1 protein-coding gene is annotated in these 1,315 nt (G+C 53.0%); it reads right to left on the reverse strand.

Annotated features, from left to right (window positions below):
- Nucleotides 1-37: 37 nt before the first annotated feature.
- A protein-coding gene (locus C8K66_RS30480) for an IS3 family transposase (protein WP_165933345.1) occupies nucleotides 38-1,260 on the reverse strand; the annotation gives its coding sequence in 2 pieces (ribosomal slippage) (nucleotides 38-909 and nucleotides 909-1,260; 1,224 coding nt in all).
- Nucleotides 1,261-1,315 lie beyond the last annotated feature (55 nt).

A 1,315-nucleotide genomic window follows, 5' to 3' on the forward strand; every position in this document is an offset into this window, starting at 1 on the left:
TGTCTAGTCCTGAAATAGGTTTACACCTATTTCAGTCTCAAAACGCCCGGTGCACCGCATCGGGCGTTTTGTATTTCAGGGAGAAATGCGGTCGCTCCCCGTTGTAGATCCGCACCGACTCATCCACCATCTTTACTGCGTCTGCCAAGTCTTTGGGGCGATGTAGCAAAAATTCAGTTTTCAAAATCCCGTTTATCCTCTCGGCCATCGCGTTCTGATAACAATCATAACCGTCGGTCATTGAGCACCTGATCCCGTGCTTGATGTGCATCCGCTGGTATAAGTCGGAGCAGTATTGGGCGCCGCGGTCTGAGTGATGGACAAGCGGCTCCTTGGAGCTTCGCTGGCTAACCGCTTTCTGCAGCGCTTTGATCACCGATTCCGTATGCAGGCTTTCATGCACATGATGACCTACGATCTTGCGTGAGTACGCGTCCGTTATCAGGCTGACGTAGGCGACACTTTCCCGCGTTGGTAGATAGGTAATGTCTGCGACCCAAACCTGTTCGGGCCTGCTGGCTACGACTTGTTCCGGACCTGCTTTGAGCAGGTTTGGATGGCGGCGAAAACGATGATGGCTATGAGTGGTTTTATGGTAGGCCCGCTTGCGTGGAACGAGCGCTCGCGCCTCTCTCAAGATGGCAAACAGGCGGTCTCTGCCGACACTTAATGCCGCACCAGCCTCAATGCTCATCAGGTAATGCAGCTTGCGCGTTCCTAGCCTGGGTTGGCGTCGACGCTTTTCCAGAACAAAGTCCACCACTTCCTGGTCCTGGCGGACTCGGGCATCAAAAACTCGATTGCGTTTGTAATACGCTTGACGCGAAATACCCATGAACAGGCAAGCCCTGGTAATGCTCAGGTCTTGGATTTGCCCTTGCGAGAGGACTTGCCGGGTCGCTTTTTTACAATGGAAACACCGTAGTCATTTTTCAAGACATTCACGACAGCCTCAAAGAACTGGGCTTTCTGATTGCTCAGTGCCAGTTGCTCTTCAAGCTCTTTGATCCGCTGTTCGGGTGTTAGCGGGAGGTTGGGGTCGGTCATTGGCTTGCTCCGCGGCGCTCGAATTGATGCGCCTTGGCTCCAGTCCTGTCGGCCATGCTTGCGTAACCAAACCAGTACCGTGGACCGGCCCTGAATGCCAAAGCGCCGTTGAGCCTCTTTATAACTTAACTCGCCTTTTTCGACTTGGTCTACGACCGATAATTTAAAAGCTAACGTGTAGTCGCGCTGGCTGCGCCTTTTGCCCGTATCCATTGAATCCTCCTGAAGATAGGTCAGAAGGCGTAAACCTTATTCAGGACGGGACACC

The sequence above is a fragment of the Pseudomonas sp. GV105 genome, from assembly GCF_003058185.1.
In the GTDB taxonomy this organism is placed as follows: domain Bacteria; phylum Pseudomonadota; class Gammaproteobacteria; order Pseudomonadales; family Pseudomonadaceae; genus Aquipseudomonas; species Aquipseudomonas veronii.